The organism is Salicibibacter kimchii (assembly GCF_003336365.1).
Classification (GTDB): domain Bacteria; phylum Bacillota; class Bacilli; order Bacillales; family Marinococcaceae; genus Salicibibacter; species Salicibibacter kimchii.
Genome location: NZ_CP031092.1, coordinates 530,175 through 548,607 on the forward strand (window position 1 = coordinate 530,175; position 18,433 = coordinate 548,607).

Genomic DNA, 18,433 nt, shown 5'->3' on the forward strand with positions numbered 1-18,433 from the left:
CTCCATGCTATTTAAAATCAATACCGATTAACGTCTGCAGCGCATCTTTGTCGTGGTCCTTTTTTTCCCGCATCGTTCGGACCGCGTGATGGCGAATCGCCTGCTCAATTTGGTTACGCACGTAGCGGCCGTTACTGAACGCACCGGCCCCGTTCCCCGAGCGACGCGCGTGCATTTTTTTCTGCATCTTTTCTTTCGCTTCCGATGTCCAGATATAATCTCGGTCCACGAGCATATCTTCAGCGATTTTCATTAATTGTGCCTGGGTGAAGTCAGGAAAATCAAGTTGTACGGGAAAACGGGACGGAAGGCCGGGATTCATGGCAAGGAAACGTTCCATTTCCCCTGAATAACCGGCTAAAATGAGCACAAACGGAGGAACTTGATCCTCCATTGCTTTTACGAGCGTATCGATTGCTTCTCTGCCAAAGTCTTTCTCTCCGCCTCTGGCAAGGGCGTAAGCTTCATCAATAAAGAGAATGCCGCCTTCGGCTTTGTGCACAATTTCCTTTGTCTTTTGTGCCGTTTGCCCAATGTATTCTCCGACGAGATCCGCACGTTCTGCTTCGATGAAATGCCCTTTCTCTAAAAACCCCAATTCCCGGAACATATCGCCGAGTAAACGTGCCGCCGTCGTTTTGCCCGTTCCCGGGTTCCCTTTGAAAATCATGTGCATCGATTGCTGCTTCGTTTTTAATTGATGTTTTTCCCGACAGCGGTTAATATGAATCCAGGCGTAGATTTCACGAATAAACGTTTTTAATTCGCTGACACCAACGAGTTTATACAACTGTTGTTCCGCTTTTTGCAAGACATAGTGATCGGAGTCAGGTTGGTCACGTTCCTGGTCTTGAATGAGCACCCGTATACGCGAATTCGCTTTTTGCGCGTGCATTATAACCCCTCCGCTTCTCTGGTCAAAACAGATGTACCAGGGCATCTGCCCATAGTTTACGCAAGAAGGCGCAAATGTGTGATTCCGGAGTTCGGAAGTCAGAAGCCGGATGTCAGAGACAACCGAAGAGCGGAGTACTGATGAGGAGGGACATTATGATCGATCAATCAGATTTACCGGATGAAGCCCGCGATTTTCTAGAATTTTTGTCTTCAAGGGGAAGAAAAGCTTCCACCATTCGCCGATATACGTACGACCTCGCGGATTTTTACCGATTTGCGGCCGTTCACGCAGAAAAAAATGCATTGAGCGTTCAGCACTTGGAACCGGCGATGATCGACGATTATTTTATGTTTATCATGGATACTCGTAAATACAACCGGAAAACGGTGAATCGAATCGCAACCGTCTTGCGGGGTTATTTTCAATATCTCTCCCAAACCCACGGGGTTGCCGGAAATATCATGGAAAATGTTTCTCTCCCCCCCGGTTCCGACGAAACCATCGGCGAGAACGATCTATTCAGCCAAAAAGAACTTTCCCTTTTGTTTAAAAGCATCGTATCCGATCTTGGTTTAAGCGATGAACAGAAACAAGCACGTCCCCTTTTGGCTCCACGTAACAAAGCGATGATCCAACTCCTTCTCCATTATGGGTTGCGACTACAAGAATTGCACGGATTAAACCTGGACGACGTGAATTTCGGTACAGGCGCGATGGTCGTTTCCCCGGATGATGGCGAAGTACGACAGAGGGAGATTCGACTTTCCAAACAAGACCGCCAGGAATTGAACCGCTATTTAAAAGGAATCCCAAAACCTGTCCGGCCTTACCCGGGGCAAAATCACCCTTTGTTTGTCGCGTTTGATTTTCAAAAACAGACCTATCGCTGGTCTTACGAAAATGATGAACCGAAGCGTTTAACGATTGTGGCGATGCAAAAAATGATTCGTGAAGAAGCGAAACGGGCAGGGATGGCCTCCGGCAAAAGCGCCCGCCATTTTCGCCACACCTTTATTGTGTCTGCCCTAAAACGCGGACATACGCTTGAATACATTCAAGATCTCCTCGGCCTCCATTCCACGCTCGTGTTGGCTCGCTATCAAGCGTACGTGAACGAGCATTCCCAAGAAAGACACATTCACGCCTTGCCGGAACTCAGACCTCACATGTCGGATTGGTAGAAATCGGCGAGAAGAAGCGATTGCTTCATCTATTCAAGATGAAACTCCGCCTACATGCAGGGCGGAGTCTTTTTTTAATCGTTGGTTTCCAATTGCAACTCAACGTTTTGCTTGGGGGCAAATGTCGAGATGGCATGTTTGTAAACAAGTTGTTGCTTCCCATCCGTATCAATGACAATCGTAAAATTGTCAAATGCTTTCAAGTAGCCCCGAAGTTGAAATCCGTTTGTAAGAAAAATCGTGATCGGAATATTATCTTTGCGCAGCGTATTCAAAAATTGATCTTGAATGTTAATGTTCTTCATTATATTCTTCCCCCTTTAAACTTTCGCTTTTTAATAATCTTTCGACACGCGCGTCAATTTTCCTGCAAGGTGTGCCTTAATTTTTTCGATCACATTCTGTTTTGCCTCTTCGCTAATCTCAAACCACGTGACTTGTTCCTTGTTTCGAAACCAGGTGAGCTGTCTTTTTGCGAACCTTCTTGAATTTTTTTTCAATTGCGCGATTGCCTCGGGCCATGAATAATATCCGTCAAGATAAGCCACAAGCTCTTTGTAACCGATTCCTTTCATCGATTGCGTGTGACGGATACCGGCATCATATAACGCGCGCACTTCCGGAAGCAGGCCTGAAGCAATCATTTGATCAACGCGGGACTCAATCCGCTCATAAAGCAGGGACCGCTCCATCGTTAATCCGACCATGATTACTTGATGAGATTTGCCGCTTGGGTTTTCGCTTTGCACGGGAGCTGGAGGCTTTTTGCCGGCATATAAAATTTCCAAGGCGCGGATCACTTTGCGCGCATTGCGAGGGTGGATTCGTTTTGCTGCATCCGAATCGAGGCTTCGTAATTCTTCATGGAGTTGGATCGTTCCCTCCTTTTCCTTGGCGCGCGCTTCCAGTCGATCGCGAAGGGATTGGTCCCTCGCAGCTTCGCTAAATGACCAGTCAGCGGTTAAGCCCTTGATATACATTCCCGTTCCGCCGACAACGATCGGAAGATGCCCTCGTTCCTCTATTTCTCCCATTTTTTGATGAGCGTCCTGACGAAAACGGGCGGCAGAATATGTATCCGTCGGTTCGAGAATATCAATGAGATGATGGGAAACCCCTTCTTTTTCTTCTTCGGTCACTTTCGCGGTTCCTATGTCCAACCCTCGATAGACCTGGAAGGCGTCCCCATTAATGATTTCTCCCGAAAAATGTTTCGCCATTTCAATGCCGACCGTCGTCTTTCCCACCGCCGTGGGCCCAACGATTGCGATTACCGGTTTTCTCACCTTCCTGCCCCCCCCTCCATGTGCATCGTTCCGTACGAAACGGTGCGATGCTTCTTTACATTGTGAAACCCAAAACGTTCAAACAGAGGGCTGTCCCGCTCTGCCTTCAGTACAACTGCGCGTTCGGCCGCTTTTTTAGCCTCTTCAATGACCGCTTCGGTAAGGGTTCCGGTGTCGGCAACGGCGCGCAGCGGTTCCATATGTGCCGATTGCACGCGGCTCCGCGTAAACATAGGGTCAAAATAAACGACATCGAAATTGTTTTCCGCCACGGATTGTAAGTAGGCATAATGGTCTTGCTGAACGACCGATATTCTCCCCATCGCCTCATTTAATGCCGGGACATCTTCTTGGTGACAGCGTAAACCTCTGGCCACCACTTCGGCAATATAAGGACTTTTTTCGACAGCGGTTACGCACCCGGCAGCGGTGACCGCATAGCTTGCGACAATGCTGTCCGCACCAATTCCAAGCGTCATGTCCAGGAAGGAATCTCCCGGCTGTAATCGAGCGGCCGCAACAAGCGAATCATCCTCGTCGTCCACCAAACGTTGGACGCGTATCTTGGCCATGCTCGGGTGGAAAAAAAACGGCTGTTCACTTTCCCCTGCATATAATCGATCCCGTCCATCTTTCCCGACCATGTATACGAGGTCCGTTTGTTGTAAAAAAGCCGTCATTGTTTTTCTGTCACGCATTTCATACGGACACTGAAAACGTGCGGCCAATTGCCATGCGCGCGCTTGCATTTCCAGCGTTGGATAGCGGCTCGTCGTCACAATCACTTGAAAGGGTCTCATACTTACAGTGTACATGTATTCGTCCCCACGCTCAATAATGATTCCTCAAAAATGAAAATAAGGTGTGCCGCGAGGCACACCTTATGATTCATCACTAATTTTTATCAGATGTCGCCATCTTAAAAAGTACAAAAGTCATGATTACTGCTGCTGCAACAGCGATAAATGAAACGCCGATGATTGCGACAAGGTCCATTCCTGTCAATTGATTTCTCTCCTTTATCTCCCTTTTATAATCATTTTAACAAACAGCGGAAGGGACAACGCTGGGTACCTGTGACGATGTGTTGAATCTTTTCACATGACCCGTTTAAACATTTTTTCAAGCTCATATCGCGTAATGTGAACATATACCGGGCGCCCGTGCGGACAAGTAAACGGATCCTCGCATGCGCGCATTTCTTCAAGCAATGCAACCATTTCATCGGAACGCAAGTGCCTGTTGGCCTTAATGGCTGCCTTACAAGAAGTTAATGCGGCCGCTTCTTCACGTAAATCGGAAATATCCGGTTTTTTTAAGGAGAGCAATTGAGCGATCAGTTCCCGGATCGTCTCCTCTTCCACCCCTTTCGGGATCCAAATGGGGTGGGCGCGGACACGGTACGTGTGCACACCGAAGGGTTCCATATGAACCCCCATTTCCTTGAGCGCGGAATCCAGCTCTTCTACGCGAGCTGCTTCCTGAGGGGTAAACGTCATCGTAAAAGGAACGAGCAACGACTGACTCATTTGACCCGGGTCACCAAGTTTACTTCGGTAATATTCGTAGTGGATCCGTTCTTGGGCGGCGTGCTGATCAATCAAATAAAGCCCTTCGTCATTTTGCGCCAGAATATACGTGCCATGCAACTGGCCGATGGGATACAAAACCGGGAGCCGTTGCGATGTCGTTTCCGCATTTTTCTGCCTGGGAACTTGATCCACATCATCGCGCTCATCTTCATGATTAGAGGGTGTAGCCGTATCTGCATGCTGGGATGGATGAAGCTCGTTTCTTTCCGTAGACGGACGATTTTCCCTCAAGTATGGGGCCGTTCCCTCTTTATTTTGTTCGTCATCCCCCTTGATTACGCTGGTGGATGTTGGTGCATATTGGTGTTGCTCGTTGGCAAAAGTAAGCGGAAGTTCCCTTACTTCTTCCCGGGGTTTATCAGGTCGATGGACAACACGCTCTGTGTGTTCCGGGATAAGCGTCTCTTGCTGCAAACGTTCCCGGATCATTTCAGTGACTTCCAGGAGCAACGTTTCTTCTTTACTGATCCGCACGTCCCATTTGGATGGATGCACATTGACATCCACCAGTGCCGAGTTCATCGTAATCGCAATGGCGACGATTGGATAACGATGAATGGGGAGCAACGTGTGGCACGCTTTTTCAATCGCTTTCAACAAGGGAAAATGTTTAATGTAGCGTCCGTTAATAAAAACACTCATATAATGGCGGCTCGCGCGATTGATTTCCGGTTTTGCCACAAAACCGGAAATCTCAAAATCCTGGGAGTCCCTGGACGCCGTTAGCATATTTTTTGCTACTTGTTTTCCATAAATGGCATACAAAACCGCGCGTCGATCCTCATTCCCGTTTGTGAACAGCACCTGCCGTTCGTTGTGAATCAAGCGAAACGACACATCCGGACGCGCCAATGCTACTCGATTCACGATATCGGTAGCATTTCCAAGCTCTGTATTAACGGTTTTCATATACTTAAGGCGTGCTGGTGTATTGAAGAAAAGTTCTTCAACGAGGACAGAGGTGCCTTGACGCGCCTTGCTTTTCGAGCGGGCAATCAACCGCCCTCCCTGATAACGCAGGTGAATGCCTGCAGCCTGATATTGGGCGGTTTCCAACGTTAACTTCGAGACGGAAGCGATGCTCGGAAGCGCCTCCCCGCGAAAGCCAAGCGTTTGAATGTGATGCAGGTCGTCTTCATTTTTAATTTTGCTCGTAGCGTGTCGCAAAAAAGCTAGCTCTGCCTCTTCGGGGGCAATGCCACTGCCGTTATCCAGAACGTGGATGCGGGAGAGGCCGCCCTCTTGCAATTCAATATCGATACGGGTGCTGCCGGCGTCCAATGCATTCTCCACAAGCTCCTTCACGACGGATGCCGGGCGCTCAACGACTTCTCCGGCAGCGATTTTATTGGAAAGCGTTTCTTCTAGCGTAACAATAGCACTCATCTATGTCCCCTCCCGTAAAATGATGTGCTGTAATTCTTCGATGGCGACTGGATCGGCTCACTTCTTCAAGTTTCGGGCTTCATCAGTCGTTTTATGGCGACGCTACGCATTCGTATCGCCCCGGTTCGGGCTTCATGACGACCCTTGGCGCTCAGCTTGCCCCGTTCCTATTGGTGTGAATGCATTCAACCATTACGTTTTTGAGCGCAGTTGTTTTTGCCATTGGCTAATAGCTGTCATTGCTTCCAACGGCGTGATGTTCAAGATATCCATGTCGCGGATTTGTTCGGATACATTTTCTGCTTGATACTCGTCTTCTTTTTCATTAACGGGCTGAACCGGTTTTTTTTCTTCCTCATACGTAAACAAAGGCACCTGTTCATGAAGGTTGCTTTCCTTTATTTGCGAAAGCTGCTCGCCTTCATATTCGTCCAGCAGGGTACGCGCACGTTCGATGACTCGATCGGGAAGGTGGGCCAATTGGGCGACGTGAATGCCGTAACTTTTATCGGCACGCCCTTCCTCCACTTTGTGCAAAAAGATCACTTCTCCCGCTTCTTCCTCCGCACGCACGTGAACGTTCCATAACGTTTCGAGCTCCTCTTCCAAGACGGTTAGTTCATGATAATGGGTAGAAAATAACGTTTTTGCCCCGATATGCTCGTGAATATATTCCACGATCGAGCGGGCGAGTGCCATGCCGTCATACGTAGAGGTGCCTCTCCCGATTTCATCAAGGAGGAGGAGGCTGTCCGACGTCGCTTCTTTCAAGGCATGTTCGGTTTCAAGCATTTCCACCATGAAGGTGCTTTGGCCGCTGACGAGATCATCGGCCGCACCGATGCGCGTAAAAATTTTATCAAACAGCGGCAAAGTTGCCTCGTCGGCAGGCACAAAACAACCGATCTGTGCCATGACGGCAATGACCGCCACCTGCCTCATGTACGTACTTTTCCCCGCCATGTTCGGGCCGGTAATGAGTAACTGCTCCCGCCGTTCATTCATTTGGACGTCATTCGCGACGTACGCCCCTCTTTCCAACGTCGTTTCAACGACAGGGTGACGGCTGTTTATCATTGACATCGTGCGCGCTTCGGAAAAGCGAGGGCGTGTGAAACGCCTTTCTTCACTGACCTGTGCGAAACTTTGCAAACAATCGACATAAGCAATCATTCGCGCAAGCTGTTGCAGGTGAGGAATGTACTTATTCGTCTCCTCCCGAAGCCTTTTAAAAAGATCGAATTCCAGCTGTTCCATTCTTTCTTCCGCTTCCAAAATCCGATTTTCCATTTCCTTTAATTCTGGAGTAACAAAGCGCTCTGCGTTTGTCAGCGTCTGTTTTCGTTCAAAATGATCGGGCGCATACGGAAGTTGCGCTTTGGAGATTTCAATATAATAGCCGAAAACACGGTTAAAACCCACTTTTAACGTTTTAATTCCCGTCGCTTCCCGCTCTTGGTGTTCAAGATTGGAGAGCCACGTCTTGCCGTTTTCACTGGCTTCCCGGTATTCATCAAGTTCTTCGTGGAAGCCGCGCCGAATCATGCCCCCTTCACGGATCACGATCGGCGGATCATCCACAAGTGCCGATTCCAGCCGTGTGCGTAGAGCTTTACACACATCTACATCTTTAGTCAGGCGCAAACCTTCCTCTCCAAGCGCAGGCAACAAGTCTACGATTTCCGGAACTTGTTGCAGCGACGTTCGTAATTGCACGAGCTCACGAGCGTTGACATTTCCGTACGCAACACGGCCCGCCAAACGTTCCAAGTCATAAACATTACGCAGCTGATCCTGCAATTGTGCGCGGGTGAGCATATCGTCCACCAGTTGATGAACGAGCGTCTGTCGTCGTTCCACTTCCATTTTGCTCGCTAACGGACGTTCCAAAAAACGATGCAGCAAACGGCTTCCCATCGCCGTCTTTGTATCGTCGAGCAATTCATACAAGGAGCCTTTCTTTTTTCGTTCTCTTAATGAAGCGGTGAGCTCCAGGTTTCGACGGGTATGTACATCCATTTGTAAAAATTCCTGGGCTTCAATCGTGTCCAAGGCTTGCAAGTGGGCAAGGGAACGTTTTTGTGTCCGGGCCAGATAATGGAGCATCCGCCCGAAAGCAGCGCAAACAGATGGATCGGATCCATTGTATAAATGTTGATAGGCATCGGGCATGTCCTCATTTTCTTCATAAGAAATCGTAAAGGGGGCCGTTTTTACCCACTTTTCCCATTCGGCCGGAAGTTCCTCGCGCGGAAAAATTACTTCTTTTAACCCATCAACCAATAGCACTTTTTCAAGATCGGACACTTCGGAACCGACGGTGCCGCCGTGAGTTTCCCCTGTCGTTAAATCCGTGCGTACATAAGCCAACCTTTCATGATCTTTGCCGGACAAGGCCGCGATATAATGATTGGCATCCGCCGTTACCGCCCGTTCTTCCATGATTGTGCCCGGCGTAACGACACGTATCACCTCACGCTTCACAACCCCTTTAGCCATTTGCGGATCTTCCACTTGTTCACATACGGCTATTTTATATCCTTTATCGATTAAACGAGCGATATAATTTTCAGCTGAATGATACGGGACGCCGCACATGGGAGCCGCGTCTTCCCCTTTTCCTCTGCGTGTCAGGGTGATTTCCAGCTCCCTTGCCGCCAACTCGGCATCGTCATAAAACAGTTCATAGAAATCTCCCAAGCGAAAAAATAAAAAAGCGTCCGGATATTGATTTTTTATTTCATGGTATTGCTGCATCATCGGTGTAATTTTTGACACGACTATTCCTCCACTATTAAACTACTAACTCAAATTATAGCACAGGGAGTGCATACACTCGAAGTAAAAAAGAAACGTCGTAAAACGAGGGCGAACAGCGAAAAATGTCCCTAAAAGGCATTTATACAGCCAAACGAGGGAGCGCTCATGCTTTTTCGATGTTGCCCTTGGGTGTGACCGGATAATTCGACCACTCTGTACTAGGGCCACCAATAAGTGACGGCTAATATTGACTAGCTCTTTTTTTGTCGCCAAAACGATGGCGCTTCCCTTTTAACCGTTCTGCCGCCAGGCTGAACCGCTTTAATCGGTGGACGCGCAGGCTGAGCGACAGCAATTTCATCTCTGCCTAAAACCTAAAAAACGAGTGACGGGGCGGGCCCCTTCACTCGTTTTTTCATCTAGTCTTTTTTCTCGCCATGGACTTCTTCTTTTCTATCTTTCCCTCCGTGTGGGTCCCGATCGTGCATTAACTCAAAATCGCCGGGCCGTCTCCCCAAAAAATCGGGTTGAATGTCATCTTTCAATTCCTGGTCGGACACTTGATCCTCCCATTTGACATCGTGATAATAATCGTCTTCTTTGTCCGGATGAACGAGAATAGAAATTTTCGTTTCCCCGACGAGCTCTGCTGCAAATTCCCGTTCCACTTCCACATTGACTTCTTTATCCTTCTTGGAAATGGAAGCTTCGATTGTATTTGGTTGCTTTGTCGCCCGCGCAATGACATCAAATTCATCCGTCATCACTTCATCGGAGCGCATTGTTAACGGTACATGTTCCTTATACGATACTTTTTCACTTGCTACGTCTGTTTTTGTGTTATTTTCATAGGAATACCATACATTAATATCGTAATCACCGGTAATCTCTACGCTGTCCCCCTTTCGTTTTGCATCGTACTTGTGGTTAATGACCCAACAACCGAGAATACTTGACGGGCGATGGGCCGGTTTGATAATATGAGTCGTCTTTGAAAATTTTTTTCCTTTTCCGCAAACCGCCTTTGTGATGATTTCGCGATAATGTTCCTTTTTTTTATTCAAGTGACGGTCCCTCCCTTAATATTCGGCTTCCGGCGTTTGCATGCCTCTTCTTCATATGTATGAACATATTTTTTGTTCATGATAAAAAAAACCTGCCGCTTGAGGCAGGTTTAAAAATCCTTTAATCTCTTCCCAGATAGGAACGTAACATCCAGCCCTCTTTTTGGTAATCGCGTGCAATATCTTGCACCGCATCGGCGAGGGATAACGCGTTTTGCTCTTCAAGTCCGTCCACCATTTCCAACAATTGATTGCTTACGGCTTGCAAGTCGGCGGCCAACGTTTCCACCATTTCCTCTTCTTCTTCGGTGCCGGAAGCTTCTTCAATGGTTGCATTGGCGAGATATTCTTTCATCGTTGCCAATGGTTTAACCTGAATCGCCAACATTTGCTCCGCGTAGTCATCGATGTAGGTCTTCGTATTGTTATACAGTTCCTCAAATTTTTCATGAAGCGAGAAGAAATGAGTCCCCTTCACAAACCAGTGGTAATTGTGCAGTTTTACGTATAACACTTGCATATTCGAAAGTTCCCGATTCAAATCCTGTTCCAATACTCGTCCGGCTTGCCCTTTAATTTCAGTTGCTTGTCGTTTGGCCATCGTTATTGCCTCCTCGGTTCTTCATTTTTTCAGTTGTTTTTGATTACAATATCTATTATATTATAATCATTATTAAAAAACAACCATTATTGATAAAACCATTTCTATTTATTACATTCCCGTTTGTCACGTAAATTATGCCTCAAATTTTGCGTCCATGCTGTTTCGTTCATTCATTCTTGTCAGAAGGGCCCCGCTCGGTCGCTTTTTCAACGGTGTTTGTTTGACCCAATAAAAATTGTCATGCATGGGCATTCCATGCATGACAACTGTCGGCGGCATCCTTGCTATTTACTTTAACGGAGACGCTTCATCTGCATCTGTTCGCTGATTGATCTCGTTGGTGACTTCATTTGAAATCGTCGTAGATACGAGTTGCAACATTTCGTTCACGTCATTTTGGCTTTGTTTGAACTCTTTAACAATCGGAATTTCATCCACCTCGGCGTGCAGTGCGTTGATCTCCGCTTCCTTTTGGCGAACCCCTTCGGCTTTTCCGTAATGTTTCAAGTTTACAAGCTCTTTTTGTTTATCCTTAATATCATTGATCCGTTTTTGGATTTTTTCGTTTTGGTTAATCGTCTTTTCCGCTTTTCTAAAAAAGTCGACCTCTTCGGTGTCTACCATCATGTCAGCCAATTCCTTGGCTTTCGCCAAAATTTCATCTTTTTTATACAAATGCTGTGTCATACGTTTTGCACCTCGCTATTTGCTACCATTTCCCCATTTAACGACCACGTCTTCACATCGGTAATCTTTACGTCCACAAGGTTTCCGATGGAAGTTTTCGGTGCACGAACGTTGACGAGCTTATTCGTACGTGTGCGCCCGGCAAGGATCTCGGGATCCTTCTTGCTTTCTCCTTCAAGAAGTACTTCGACGGTTTCGTCTTGCAGTTCTTGATTGCTTTGTGCCGATAGTTCGTTCACGAGTGAGTTCAACCTTTGCAACCGTTCGCGTTTAACTTCATGAGGAACATTGTCTTCCATGCGTGCCGCAGGCGTACCGTCACGCGGCGAATAAATATACGTAAACGCGCTATCATACCCGATTTCTTTCACAAGAGAAAGGGTATCCTGAAATTGTTCTTCCGTTTCGTTCGGAAAGCCGACAATAATGTCAGTCGTAAACGTGGCGTGCGGCATGGTAGCTTTGATTTTGCGCGCCAATTCCACGTACTCTTCTCTCGTGTATTTCCGCCCCATCAACTTCAATATGTCACTGTTTCCGTGTTGAACAGGCAAATGAATATGTTCGAGAAGGTTATCGCCTTTTGCCAACACTTCAATGAGATGGTCATCAAAGTCACGAGGGTGACTCGTTGTAAAACGAACACGCGGGATATCGATTTTACGGATTTCATCCATTAAGTCGCCAAGTCTGAAATCATCGTCCAAATCTTTTCCATACGCGTTCACATTCTGGCCTAGCAATGTAATTTCTTTATAACCTTCCCTGGCAAGCCCCCGTACTTCATGGATAATATCTTCCGGGCGCCGGCTTCGTTCTTTGCCGCGGGTGTAAGGCACGATGCAGTAGGTACAAAATTTGTCGCAGCCGTACATGATGTTCACCCATGCCTGAACCTTTCCTTGCCGGCGTCTGGGCATGTTTTCCACGACATCGCCTTCTTTGGACCAAACTTCCACGACCATTTCCTTGCCATGGATCGCATCCTTCAGCAAATGCGGCAAACGGTGAATGTTATGCGTGCCGAAAACGAGGTCCACATGTTGGTGTTTCTGTAGAATCCGGTTAACGACACTTTCTTCCTGGGACATGCAACCACAAAGGCCGAGGACGACCTCCGGTCGTTCTTTTTTGAGGTTCTTTAAATTGCCAACTTCGCCGAACACTTTATTCTCGGCGTTTTCACGGATGGCACATGTATTTAGCAAAATGACGTCGGCATCATCGGTCGTATCCGTAGACGTAAATCCGAGTTCCTCGAGAATTCCGGACATATTTTCCGTATCATGCACGTTCATTTGGCAACCATACGTACGAATATAGTATTTTTTTCCGCTTCCGATGCTTTGCATATCTTCGGGAATTTTAAAGTCATAATAAAATTCCACGTCTTTGCGGCGTCGCCGCTGCCCTTTTCGATAGTTTGGCTGTTCATTTATTTTAATGCGACGACCGCCAATCTTCATGATTTCCTGGCCGTCTTCATTGACCTCAATGGTTGCATTGGAGAAATCAAAATACTTGCTGTAGTCTTTCGTTTTATTTGCCGGACGGTGTTGTTCCTCGTTCATAAGCGAGGGGAGCCCCCTTTCATCAATCCGTTCCTCATCAAATTATAAAGCTTCCTTTGCCGGAAGACAACCATCTTCTATGAATGTTCACGTTGCATCGATAATGTTCGCAAACGATTGATGGCAGCCGCGATTTCAAAACGACGGGGCCGTGCCAAATCGCCGGGATGTTTGCCTTTAAACGGGGACAATTCGTCCAGTCCGGAAGCAGTTTCTCGTTCATATATATCAAGAAGTTCTCCGAGCGTATGATTTCCATTAACGTATTTTTTCGCCAAGTAGTGAAGCGTTCGCGCGATTGCCCTCGTCTGGCTGGGATCGATGCATTGTTCGACTGCGGAGAGATCAATTGTCTCCCTCCCGTAAAGTATTGTATGCTTTCCACGGGCATCGACTTTTTCTTTCTTTCCGCGTCGAGCATCAAAACTTTTGGTCAACGGATAGCGCGTGCTTTTCACCGAGAAAGGTGCCGATTCATGAGTGATCCGCTCACTGCGGGCTTTTTCTGCAATGGCTTTCGCTTTGCATGTGACGTCAAACGACCGGTATGCATCCATCATCGTCACCGTATCGGCAACATCAAAGTAATCGCCGGTGCCGCCAACGACGATAATGGTGGAGACGCCTTCTTCCTCATATAAGTCTCTTACCCGATCGATAAACGGGGTGATTGGTTCTTTATCCGGAGAAACGAGTTGCTGCATGCGATAATCGCGGATCATGAAGTTTGTCGCGCTCGTATCCTCATCGATGAGCAACAGACGACTCCCAGCCTCCAGCGATTCGATAATGTTCGTCGCCTGCGAGGTGCTGCCGCTCGCGTTGTCGGTTTGAAAACGATCCGTACTTTTTTTATTCGGAAGATCATCGATAAAAGGCGAAATGTTTACATTTGTGACCCCTCGCCCATCTTCGGCACGTATTTTACAAGCGCTCGTGTCTGTGACGATATAAGCTCGTCCGTCTCCTTCGATATGATTGTAAATGCCGCGTTCCAATGCCTCAAGCAATGTGCTTTTGCCGTGGTACCCACCGCCGACGATGACATGAACGCCTTTTGGAATAAGCATGCCGCGTATATCCCCGAAGTGAGGCAGCGAAACGGTTGTCGCCATCGTCTCCGAGCTTTCAAAAGAGATGGCCCGCTCGGGATCAAGGGGGCGATTTTCTACACCGCTTGCCCTTGGCAGGATCGAGCCGTCAGCGACAAACGCGAGGGCGTCACGTTCTTTCACATAGGCACGCAAGGCGTATTGGTCATCGCTGAGCGCCACGTGCTGCTTAAGGCCGTGCCTGTCCATATGAAAAAGAGCTTGTTCAATGACACCCGGAAGGTCTTCGGTTAAAAGTTGCGTCGCCTGCACGCCCATGATCGTTCTTCCGCGTGCGGGCAAATGGATGGACAAACGAACCTCCACTTTTTCTTTATCGCAAACGACCGCTGTTCGCTCCAAGATTTCTTGACCGGGACGATCGATAAAAATACTTTTTTCCACCTTTTGTTTGCGGATGGCCTTCCCGACCGAGCGAGCCACATAGTCTGTGAACGCTACGTTGCGATGCCCGCTTTCATATAGCTCCTCATCCATCTGTAATTGCCGATGGGTGATCTCCACCCTTGCGCGCGAGGGACCGGCATATGGATCTGCCTGGATATGGTCCATATGCAAGCGAAACGAAGGGAACGTAAACGTCCCGCGAATATCATTATATGCTTTGTACCCTTTTCCATCGATGCGTTGTAATGTTTGCTGTAATTGTTTCATCTCTCATTCCCTCCAACTTCTGGTGGTTGTTGAAAAAGTCCGTGAAAATATGTATTTAAGGAAACTTCGACTACATTTCGGCATGTCCATTCCGGCCTCCGGAAGGCCATTGGCTTTGAAAAACTCAGCGCATGGGATACGCTGAGTTTTTTCTTTCATTATCGTGGTTCGATAATGAGCTTAATAGCTGTTCGTTCCTCACCGTCAATTTCAATATCCGTAAACGCCGGGATACAAACCAGGTCAATTCCACTGGGTGCTACAAAACCTCTCGCGATGGCAACTGCCTTAACGGATTGATTTAAAGCGCCTGCTCCAATGGCTTGAATTTCCGCTGCCCCTCTCTCGCGGATCACGCCCGCGAGGGCACCGGCGACAGAATTCGGGGTGGATTTGGCTGATACTTTTAATACTTCCATGATTAGCCCTCCTATAGTTGTGGAATGGTCCCTTTTATCCCTTACTATATTCTTTGGATTGTTCTCTATGCCTTAGTCCTTTGTCTACACGTCGAATGGGTGGTCATCGTTGATCAGGATTCTTTCAATTTTTCGTGCTTTTCCTGTTTTATCATCGAATTCCATAAATGCGGCGTTGAGTTGACTCCTCCCTTTCGCAACCTCAAATTTTGCCGGCAACGATGTTTGGAATTTTTTCAACACCACATCCCTATCAACGCCGAGAATGCCATCGTATGGACCGGTCATGCCGACATCGGTTAAAAAAGCGGTCCCGCCCGGCAATATTCTTTCATCCGCTGTTTGAACGTGGGTATGGGTGCCGATAACAGCGCTGGCACGCCCATCCAAAAACCAACCCATGGCCTGCTTTTCACTGGTAGCCTCCCCGTGAAAATCTACAAATACGAACGGCGTCCGTTTTTTTGCTTCCTCCACCGCTTTGTCCAACGCCTGAAACGGACAATCAATCGCTTCCATAAACGTCCGTCCCATGGCATTGATCACCACGAGTTCCAATCCATTCACATTCAGGGAGGTTTGTCCTCTCCCCGGGGCACCCGGAGGATAATTTAGCGGGCGGATAATATTGGTCTCGTCGTTAATAAATGAAAAAATTTCATTCCTTGCCCACGTATGATTGCCGAGCGTAACAACTTGAGCACCAAACCCTAAAATATTTTTATAAATTTTTTCGGTAATCCCTTTCCCGCTCGCGGCATTTTCCCCATTCACGATCGTCACTTGAGGTTTGTATTTCTGCCTAAGTTTTGGCAATCGGGCTTCCAGCATATTTCGTCCGGGGCGACCGACAACATCTCCGACAAATAATAGTCGCATGCGCATAAGACCTACTTTCTAGTTATGAAAAGACAGTTCTATCCTCACTTATACCCATTTTATATGGCGGGTTAAACGTATGGCTTTCATACAAACGGGCCTTGATTACATCAAATCAAAAAGTTCTTTCCATTTTCGTATGTTTATATCTGCAAAAAATAATAAAGCAGCACAAATGTGCTGCCTTATTTTGCATAATTAACTGCCCTCGTTTCACGAATAACGGTTATTCGTATGTGTCCCGGGTAGTCAAGTTCGTTTTCCACTCGTTTCGTAATGTCTCGTGCCAGCCGGTGGGCTAACACATCGTCGATCAAGTCTGGTTTTACCATAATACGGACTTCGCGACCCGCTTGTATGGCATACGTCTTTTCAACACCATCAAATGATTCTGCAATCTCCTCTAGTTTTTCCAAACGGCGAATATACGTTTCAAGCGTTTCCCGTCTTGCCCCCGGTCGCGCGGCAGACAACGCATCTGCAGCGGCGACGAGTGTGGCAATTACCGAGGTTGCTTCGACATCCCCGTGATGAGAGGCAACACTGTTCACAACGACCTCGTTTTCATTATACTTTTTCGTTAACTCAACGCCGATTTCAACATGGCTGCCGTCGACTTCATGGTCAATCGCTTTTCCGATATCATGAAGCAATCCGGCCCGTCGGGCAAGTTGCACATCTTCTCCGAGTTCCGCCGCCATTAATCCTGTTAAATACGCGACTTCTGTTGAATGGTTCAAGACATTTTGCCCGTAGCTTGTTCTAAATCGCAGACGGCCCAAAATTTTGAGAAGATCAGGATGCAAATGATGAATGCCCATTTCAAACGTTGTTTCTTCCCCGTATTCGCGTATCCGTTCATCGACTTCACGTCGTGCTTTATCCACGGTTTCTTCAATGCGGGCGGGATGAATCCGTCCATCTTCAACGAGGCGCTCCAAAGCCGTACGCGCAATTTCTCTTCGAATCGGATCGAATCCGGATAAAATGACTGCCTCAGGCGTATCGTCTATGATTAAATCAATCCCGGTTAACGTCTCCAACGCGCGAATATTTCTGCCTTCACGCCCGATGATTCGTCCTTTCATTTCATCATTTGGCAAATGGACAACGGATACCGTTGTTTCCGCCACATGATCCGCTGCACATCTTTGCAGGGCTAGAGAGAGAATATCTTTCGCCTTTTTATCCGATTCTTCTTTTACTTTATCCGTATGCCCTTTAATCATAACGGCTGTTTCATGTTCGAGTTCTCGTTCCGTTTCACTCCGTACAATCTGACGGGCCTCCTCTTTCGGGAGTCCTGAGATGCGTTCCAGTTCTTCTTGTTGTTCGGCTATCAGTTGTTCCACTTTGCTATTCATCGTTTCTGTCTCTTCTTGTTTCTCAGCGAGTGCTTTTTCCCGGTTTTCCAATGATAATTCTTTTTGGTCCAACGTTTCACTTTTACGATCAAGCGAATCTTCTTTTTGCTGGAGCCGGTTTTCCTGATTTTGAATCTCGGTTCTCCGTTCGCGAATATCGTCTTCGGCTTCGGAACGCAAGCGATACGCTTCGTCTTTGGCTTCCAACAACGACTCTTTCCTGCTGTTGTCCGCATTGCGTTCCGCTTCTTCCATCATCTTTTGTGCCGAATATTCCGCGCTCGTAATCTTTGCTTCGGCAATTTTTCTACGGATGACATAACCTACAAACCCGCTTAAAACAGCAACGACAATAAGCAAAATGGAGATGATCAAGATGAGCGTGCCGTTCATCTCGCCTACACCTCCTTTGCTATTTCATTGTACATTTACATCGAAAACGTTGCGGGCTTTGCCTAACGAAAAACGGAGAATGCAGGCAGGCGGGTGCCTACGATCATTCATTGGTGTTGACGCCTTTCGTTCTGTTGTTCAAAACGTGCGGGGATCATGGGCGGTATTCTGTTCGCGCCCAATGATGAATAAAGGGTGTTTCCCTCTATGGAAACGATGGTCGATCTACATAGTTTCTTGAACACGGCCTATGATAAAACTGTCGCCTTCACCGGCGCTTTCGAACCGGTAATAAGTTGGTTCGGAGCCTGTTTCCTGCTCTTTTGTGCACATGCATATGCACGTTTGTTCGAACATACAACAATGCTTTAAAACTTTTTCCTCATCCTGTGTTCCGTTGTTTCAAACGAATGGTTAAAATATGATGCATTACAACCAGAGAAAAACCTTTTGTAAACGGCGAATCAATTGCTCGATTCTCACCGTTCCCCCAACATTCATATTTAATTGTATACTTGCCCTTGTTCATATGTCAACCGTCCCAACCCTATCCAACCGAGCACAAAAAAAGCCGGCTTAAGCA

The 18,433-nt window shown here is 47.3% G+C and carries 15 protein-coding genes; 1 reads left to right on the forward strand and 14 read right to left on the reverse strand.

The features are described from left to right. Positions 1-7: 7 nt before the first annotated feature. On the reverse strand, positions 8-895 hold the full coding sequence (locus DT065_RS02850) for an AAA family ATPase (RefSeq protein ID WP_114370697.1): 888 nt from the start codon (positions 893-895) through the stop codon (positions 8-10). Between the two features lie 155 nt (positions 896-1,050). On the opposite strand from DT065_RS02850, the gene DT065_RS02855 reads away from it, so the two are divergent. Beyond that, the gene (locus tag DT065_RS02855; RefSeq protein ID WP_160112373.1) at positions 1,051-2,079 is read left to right on the forward strand and encodes a tyrosine-type recombinase/integrase; all 1,029 of its coding nucleotides are present in this window, start codon (positions 1,051-1,053) and stop codon (positions 2,077-2,079) included. A 74-nt stretch (positions 2,080-2,153) separates the two neighbouring features. Here DT065_RS02855 and hfq read toward each other — a convergent pair whose 3' ends face one another. From hfq to rny, 13 genes are all read right to left on the reverse strand, one after another. Beyond that, on the reverse strand, positions 2,154-2,384 hold the full coding sequence (gene hfq / locus DT065_RS02860) for an RNA chaperone Hfq (protein WP_114370701.1): 231 nt from the start codon (positions 2,382-2,384) through the stop codon (positions 2,154-2,156). A 30-nt stretch (positions 2,385-2,414) separates the two neighbouring features. Next, entirely contained in the window at positions 2,415-3,365 is a 951-nt protein-coding gene (gene miaA, locus DT065_RS02865) for a tRNA (adenosine(37)-N6)-dimethylallyltransferase MiaA (protein ID WP_114370703.1), read from the reverse strand. Continuing rightward, a complete protein-coding gene (locus tag DT065_RS02870) occupies positions 3,362-4,180 on the reverse strand; it encodes a class I SAM-dependent methyltransferase (RefSeq protein WP_114370705.1) in 819 nt (272 codons plus the stop codon). The genes miaA and DT065_RS02870 overlap by 4 nt, the downstream gene beginning before the upstream one ends. 282 nt (positions 4,181-4,462) lie before the next feature. Next, entirely contained in the window at positions 4,463-6,343 is a 1,881-nt protein-coding gene (gene mutL / locus DT065_RS02875; protein WP_114370707.1) for a DNA mismatch repair endonuclease MutL, read from the reverse strand. A gap of 192 nt (positions 6,344-6,535) precedes the next feature. After that, positions 6,536-9,121 carry a DNA mismatch repair protein MutS gene (mutS, locus tag DT065_RS02880; RefSeq protein ID WP_114370709.1) on the reverse strand — a complete coding sequence of 862 codons (2,586 nt, stop codon included), beginning with the start codon at positions 9,119-9,121 and terminating at the stop codon, positions 6,536-6,538. A gap of 401 nt (positions 9,122-9,522) precedes the next feature. Further along, positions 9,523-10,167 carry an outer spore coat protein CotE gene (gene cotE / locus DT065_RS02885; protein WP_114370711.1) on the reverse strand — a complete coding sequence of 215 codons (645 nt, stop codon included), beginning with the start codon at positions 10,165-10,167 and terminating at the stop codon, positions 9,523-9,525. 121 nt (positions 10,168-10,288) lie between these two features. Next, on the reverse strand, positions 10,289-10,768 hold the full coding sequence (locus tag DT065_RS02890) for a Dps family protein (RefSeq protein ID WP_114370713.1): 480 nt from the start codon (positions 10,766-10,768) through the stop codon (positions 10,289-10,291). A gap of 291 nt (positions 10,769-11,059) precedes the next feature. Then, entirely contained in the window at positions 11,060-11,458 is a 399-nt protein-coding gene (locus DT065_RS02895) for a YlbF/YmcA family competence regulator (RefSeq protein ID WP_114370715.1), read from the reverse strand. Then, a complete protein-coding gene (miaB, locus tag DT065_RS02900; RefSeq protein ID WP_114370717.1) occupies positions 11,455-13,029 on the reverse strand; it encodes a tRNA (N6-isopentenyl adenosine(37)-C2)-methylthiotransferase MiaB in 1,575 nt (524 codons plus the stop codon). The genes DT065_RS02895 and miaB overlap by 4 nt, the downstream gene beginning before the upstream one ends. Positions 13,030-13,106: 77 nt before the next feature. Next, entirely contained in the window at positions 13,107-14,795 is a 1,689-nt protein-coding gene (locus DT065_RS02905) for an ABC-ATPase domain-containing protein (protein WP_114370719.1), read from the reverse strand. Positions 14,796-14,953: 158 nt separating this feature from the next. Further along, positions 14,954-15,214 (reverse strand): stage V sporulation protein S, encoded by a 261-nt coding sequence (locus DT065_RS02910; RefSeq protein ID WP_114370720.1) that lies wholly within the window; start codon positions 15,212-15,214, stop codon positions 14,954-14,956. 84 nt (positions 15,215-15,298) lie between these two features. Continuing rightward, on the reverse strand, positions 15,299-16,093 hold the full coding sequence (locus tag DT065_RS02915; RefSeq protein ID WP_114376030.1) for a TIGR00282 family metallophosphoesterase: 795 nt from the start codon (positions 16,091-16,093) through the stop codon (positions 15,299-15,301). 185 nt (positions 16,094-16,278) lie between these two features. Next, on the reverse strand, positions 16,279-17,850 hold the full coding sequence (gene rny / locus DT065_RS02920) for a ribonuclease Y (RefSeq protein WP_114370722.1): 1,572 nt from the start codon (positions 17,848-17,850) through the stop codon (positions 16,279-16,281). Positions 17,851-18,433: the final 583 nt, after the last annotated feature.

Coding starts and splice junctions, on each gene's coding strand:
- DT065_RS02855 (WP_160112373.1), top strand. CDS start 1,051: ATGATCGATCAATCAGATTTACCGGATGAAGCCCGCGATTTTCTAGAA.
- DT065_RS02905 (WP_114370719.1), bottom strand. CDS start 14,795: ATGAAACAATTACAGCAAACATTACAACGCATCGATGGAAAAGGGTAC.
- mutL (WP_114370707.1), bottom strand. CDS start 6,343: ATGAGTGCTATTGTTACGCTAGAAGAAACGCTTTCCAATAAAATCGCT.
- miaB (WP_114370717.1), bottom strand. CDS start 13,029: ATGAACGAGGAACAACACCGTCCGGCAAATAAAACGAAAGACTACAGC.
- DT065_RS02870 (WP_114370705.1), bottom strand. CDS start 4,180: ATGTACACTGTAAGTATGAGACCCTTTCAAGTGATTGTGACGACGAGC.
- DT065_RS02915 (WP_114376030.1), bottom strand. CDS start 16,093: ATGCGACTATTATTTGTCGGAGATGTTGTCGGTCGCCCCGGACGAAAT.
- DT065_RS02910 (WP_114370720.1), bottom strand. CDS start 15,214: ATGGAAGTATTAAAAGTATCAGCCAAATCCACCCCGAATTCTGTCGCC.
- DT065_RS02895 (WP_114370715.1), bottom strand. CDS start 11,458: ATGACACAGCATTTGTATAAAAAAGATGAAATTTTGGCGAAAGCCAAG.
- rny (WP_114370722.1), bottom strand. CDS start 17,850: ATGAACGGCACGCTCATCTTGATCATCTCCATTTTGCTTATTGTCGTT.
- hfq (WP_114370701.1), bottom strand. CDS start 2,384: ATGAAGAACATTAACATTCAAGATCAATTTTTGAATACGCTGCGCAAA.
- DT065_RS02890 (WP_114370713.1), bottom strand. CDS start 10,768: ATGGCCAAACGACAAGCAACTGAAATTAAAGGGCAAGCCGGACGAGTA.
- DT065_RS02850 (WP_114370697.1), bottom strand. CDS start 895: ATGCACGCGCAAAAAGCGAATTCGCGTATACGGGTGCTCATTCAAGAC.